5 protein-coding genes are annotated in these 4,084 nt (G+C 73.9%); all 5 read right to left on the bottom strand.

Going from position 1 to position 4,084, the window contains the following annotated elements; genetic code table 11:
- Nucleotides 1–118: 118 nt before the first annotated feature.
- Nucleotides 119–568 (bottom strand): serine acetyltransferase, encoded by a 450-nt coding sequence (locus FDZ70_07165; GenBank protein ID TLM74483.1) that lies wholly within the window; start codon nucleotides 566–568, stop codon nucleotides 119–121.
- Nucleotides 565–1,374 (bottom strand): FkbM family methyltransferase, encoded by an 810-nt coding sequence (locus FDZ70_07160; protein TLM74482.1) that lies wholly within the window; start codon nucleotides 1,372–1,374, stop codon nucleotides 565–567. Before FDZ70_07160 ends, FDZ70_07165 begins: the two co-directional genes overlap by 4 nt.
- 3 nt (nucleotides 1,375–1,377) lie before the next feature.
- Nucleotides 1,378–2,274: an FkbM family methyltransferase gene (locus FDZ70_07155; GenBank protein ID TLM74481.1), complete on the bottom strand. Its 897-nt coding sequence runs from the start codon at nucleotides 2,272–2,274 to the stop codon at nucleotides 1,378–1,380.
- Nucleotides 2,271–3,461, bottom strand: a complete 1,191-nt coding sequence (locus FDZ70_07150) for a glycosyltransferase family 4 protein (GenBank protein TLM74480.1) — start codon at nucleotides 3,459–3,461, stop codon at nucleotides 2,271–2,273. The genes FDZ70_07155 and FDZ70_07150 overlap by 4 nt, the downstream gene beginning before the upstream one ends.
- Nucleotides 3,458–4,084: hypothetical protein (locus FDZ70_07145; protein ID TLM74479.1), on the bottom strand; the 627-nt coding region annotated here is incomplete at its 5' end. The genes FDZ70_07150 and FDZ70_07145, both read right to left, overlap by 4 nt.

The raw sequence follows: 4,084 nt of genomic DNA, 5'->3' as shown, positions 1-4,084 counted from the left end.
CGACGTGGCGGGCTCGCTCGGGGAGTGACCCGACCCGCCGGGCGAAGTCAGCACCGAGGCCCCGTCCGCAGCGCAGCAGGCGGGGCCTCGCGCTGTCAGACCCCGGGTCCCGCCCGGTTCACGGCCCTGCGACGATGCGCGCGGGCACTCCGACCGCGGTCGCGCCGGCGGGCACGTCCTGCAGCACCACCGCGTTCGCACCGATCTTCGCGCCGTCACCCACCGTCACGGCCCCGATGATCACCGCGCCAGTGCCCACGTAGACGGCGTCGCCGAGCGTGGGCGCCCCGGTCTTCAGGTCGTCCCCGATGGTGACCCCGTGGGTCAGCACGACGTCGTCGCCGATCCTCGCGCCCGCGTGGACGACCACGCCGTGCCCGCCGTGCCCGAGGCGCAGGTTCCTGCCGATCTCGGCTTGCATCCTCACCTCGGCGTGGAGCGTCACCATCACGAGGAACTGCAGCACGAGCGCCACCGCGTAGAGGACCTGCCTGATCAGCGGCACGCGGACCCGCGTCCACACCCAGTGGCCGTACCGGTAGACCCCGACGATGACCGCCTGCCTCATGGGCGTCCGCCACCGTCCGGCGCAGTCCGCACGCACTCGTAGCCGTAGGGCGATCCCTCGACCGCAGCGACCGTGAACCCCGCCCGCTCGAGCACCGCGGTGATCGGAGCCACGTCATCGTCCTCGTGGATCTCGAGCATGATCGCCGCGACCGAGTCGAGCCAGCCGAGGTCCTGGCACGCGAACACGGCTGCCTCGGCACCCTCGATGTCCATCTTCACGAGGCAGCGCGGCGCGCCGTGCGCCGCGCGCAGGGCGTCTCCAGGCGTGATGCTCGCGACCCGGACCGCACGCTGCGAGCCTGTCGCCGTGCCCGCGGCGTACGCGTTCTCGGCGGACCCCGCGTCGTACTCGACGCCGCCGCAGTCGGTCCATACGGCGGCGTGCACGGCCTCCGCACGCCCCCCGAGCGCCTCCAGGTTGCGGGCGAGCACGTCGAAGTTCGCGCCGTCCATCTCGATCGCGACACCGCGCGCCGAGGGATAGACGCCGAGCAGGTCGATCATCGTGTACCCCACGTTCGCGCCCATGTCGGCGACGAGCGCCACGCCCGGGATCACGCGACTCGGCCGGTGGTACCGGCGGACGAAGCACTCGTAGAAGGTCACCAGGTCGGTCGTGCCGAGACGCACCGCGACGCCGCGGCCGCCGATGCTCCGCGGGTGCAGCCGGACCTCTCCCGACCCGCCGAACGCGCGCGACCACGCCAGCCGGAGCAGTGGCCACGCGTCGCGCGGCCACGACAACTCGCCGAGGAACTGGCCGAGTCGCCGGACCCGCCTTCTCGCCGTCACCGCCGCTCCCATGCCCTACCTTCCCGCCGCCGGCGCCTCGACACGCCGCGCGATCCAGTCGCATCCCGTTCCGGCCGCGTCCCGCCTGACTGCGAGGCAGTCCTGCGCTTCCGGCGGCGGCGGCCCATCGCCGCTGAACGGCATGAACCGGACGTCGGTCCACGTGCGGACTATCGTGTGCACATCGTAGCCCGCCGCGGACAGCAGCCGCGAGCAGTCCCCCGCGTCCTCGCCGATCTCGTACACCACGACGTCCGGGCCTGTCTCCGCAAGCCACGAGCCGAGACCGGAGAACACCTCCATCTCGAAGCCCTCGACATCGATCTTCATCAGACGAGGCCGCGCGACACCCAGCGCGGCCATCTCCCCCGCGCCGTCGACGACTGTGACCCGCAGGCCGCCCTCGTCGCCGCGCACCAGCGACGCCTTCCCGCTGTGTCCCGCCTCGGTATGCAGCGTCCCCGCGCCGGCCGTGCGCCCGAGCGCCACCTCGCGCACGATCAGCGATGCGAGGCCGGAACGCTCGCCTGCGACCCTCAGCGCGTCCGCGAGCGCCGGTTGCGGCTCGTACGCCACGACGCGCCCGCCGTCGCCGACGAGCGCCGCCGCATGCAGGGACAGCACGCCGAGGTTCGCCCCGACGTCGAGCGCCGTGTCGCCGGGTTCCAGCACGGCGGCGAACAGCCGCATGAGCGCCGGATCGCCTTGGCCGAACGCGAAGGCGATGCGGCCGTCCCAGTCGCGCGGATCCACGTCGACGCGCCCGCCGGAGCGCAGGCGCGCCTCGACCGACCCCGGGAGATCAGCGAACGACCACTTCACGAGCCCGGACGAGCCGATCCTCGAAACGCCCCGCACGAGCGGGTACCGGTGAAGCGACGGCAGCAGCATGCCGCGCACGAACGCCCTCACGAAAGCGCCCCCTTCCCGTCGGAAGCCCTCGTCGCGCCGATCGCGCGCGCGTACGCCGCCTCGAGCCCGGCGAGGCTCGCTTCCCGAGAGTACCGCTCGGCATGCATCGCCCGCGCTGCGGCGGACGCGTCTCTCCACGAAGCCGGATCGGCGTCACACAGCGCCCCGGCGGCCTGCGCCAGCGCCTCGGGATCGCCGACGCTCACGAGAGTCAGTGCGGCGCCGGCCTCCATCCCCGCCATCGCGCCCACGTCGTAGCCGATCGCCGGCGTGCCGGACGCGAACGCCTCGAGCACGGCGACCGGGAGCCCCTCAAGCGCGAGCGAGGGGGCGACCAGGCACCTCGCCGAGCCGATCAGCGCGACCGACTCCTGCGCGGACACGCGCCCGGTGAACTGCACCCGCGGGCCCGCGGCACGCTCGGCGGCCGCACGCTGCGGTCCATCGCCCACCACCGTGAGCAGGGGACCGTCGTCCGGCCACGCGGCCACGAGGCCGAGGATGCCCTTCTCCTCGGACAGGCGCCCGGCGAACACCGCGCCCGAGCGGTCCTCGCACGGCTCGCCCGCCGACGCCTCCATGCCGGTCGGATGCACCGCCAGGCGGCTCGCCGGCACGCCGAACCCGACCAGCCGGTCGCGCATGAACGGGGTGAGGCACAGCGCCACGTGCGGCACCGTGCCGCCCGTCAGCGCGTCCATCTCCTGCCGCGTGGCCTTCGCCATGACCCACGACTGCACGCGCGAACCGCGGTAGCAGGCGCGAAGGACGCCCCGCGCAGACCGCCTCGGCATGCAGGCGAAGCACGCCCTCCCTCGGTAGAAGTGCGTGCCCGCGAGGCACGACAGGCGGTAGTTGTGCAGCGTTCGCACGACGCCGACGCCTCGGTCGGCGGCCTCTTCCATCGCGCCCACACCGAGCAGCGGGTAGAGATTGTGGAAGTGCGCCACCTCGGGCCGGAACGCGGCGATCGCCTCGGCGATCGCCTGGCGCCCGTACTCGTGGCGCGCGGCGTCCGACGCGATCGCGACCCGCTCCCCGACCGGCAGGCCGTCGAACGTGGCCGATGGGACGAGCAGCGTGCGGACCGTGTGTCCGCCCGAGCGAAGCATACGCGCCTCGTCCTCGACGACGCGTTCCTCCCCGCCGGGCACGCGGTAGGCGACGTGTGCGACGAGGATCCTCATCCCGTGCTCCCCAGGCTCCCGCCGACGTGCGAGACGAGTTCGGTCCACCACGCCACGTCTGCGGCGGTGAAGCCGTCCTCGATCATGCGGCGCGCCACGTGCGCCGCAGCGAGCGCGGCGACGGCGCGGGTCTCGGTCCGGTCGAGCCCGAGCGTGTGGCCGATGCGCGACCCGCACACCCGGTCGACGGCATCCGCGGGCCGCACCCGGCCGCCCACGCGGTCGACCATCAGGTGGTAGTGGACCGCGTCGACGCCAGGGAAGCCGGACGGAACGCCGAACTCCCAGTCGATCGCGCGGTGTCGGTCCGAGGCGAGCACGTTCCACGGCGCGAGGTCCCCGTGCACGAACACGACCTCGCGGTCGCGGTGGCCCAGGGCCGCACGGACCGGGCCGGCGGCGGCGCCCAGAACGGCAGCGAGCGACTCCACGTACGGGTGCCGCCGGCCGGGCGCGGAGCCCGCCCGCGTCATCGCGGCGAGCATGACGTACGTGGCGTCCTCCGGTTCGGGGTGAAGCGGCCTTGCCGCCCCGGGGACGTGCGAGGTGACCACCACCGGCCCCTCGGCGGTCTCGACTAGCCGTGCGGACGGGGCGATCTCGCGCGGGGCGTGCCCGAGCAC

It is taken from the genome of Actinomycetota bacterium, from assembly GCA_005774595.1.
In the GTDB taxonomy this organism is placed as follows: Bacteria; Actinomycetota; Coriobacteriia; order Anaerosomatales; family D1FN1-002; genus D1FN1-002.
The sequence above is the reverse complement of the archived record's forward strand: the minus strand, read 5'-3'. Positions and strand labels throughout refer to the sequence as shown.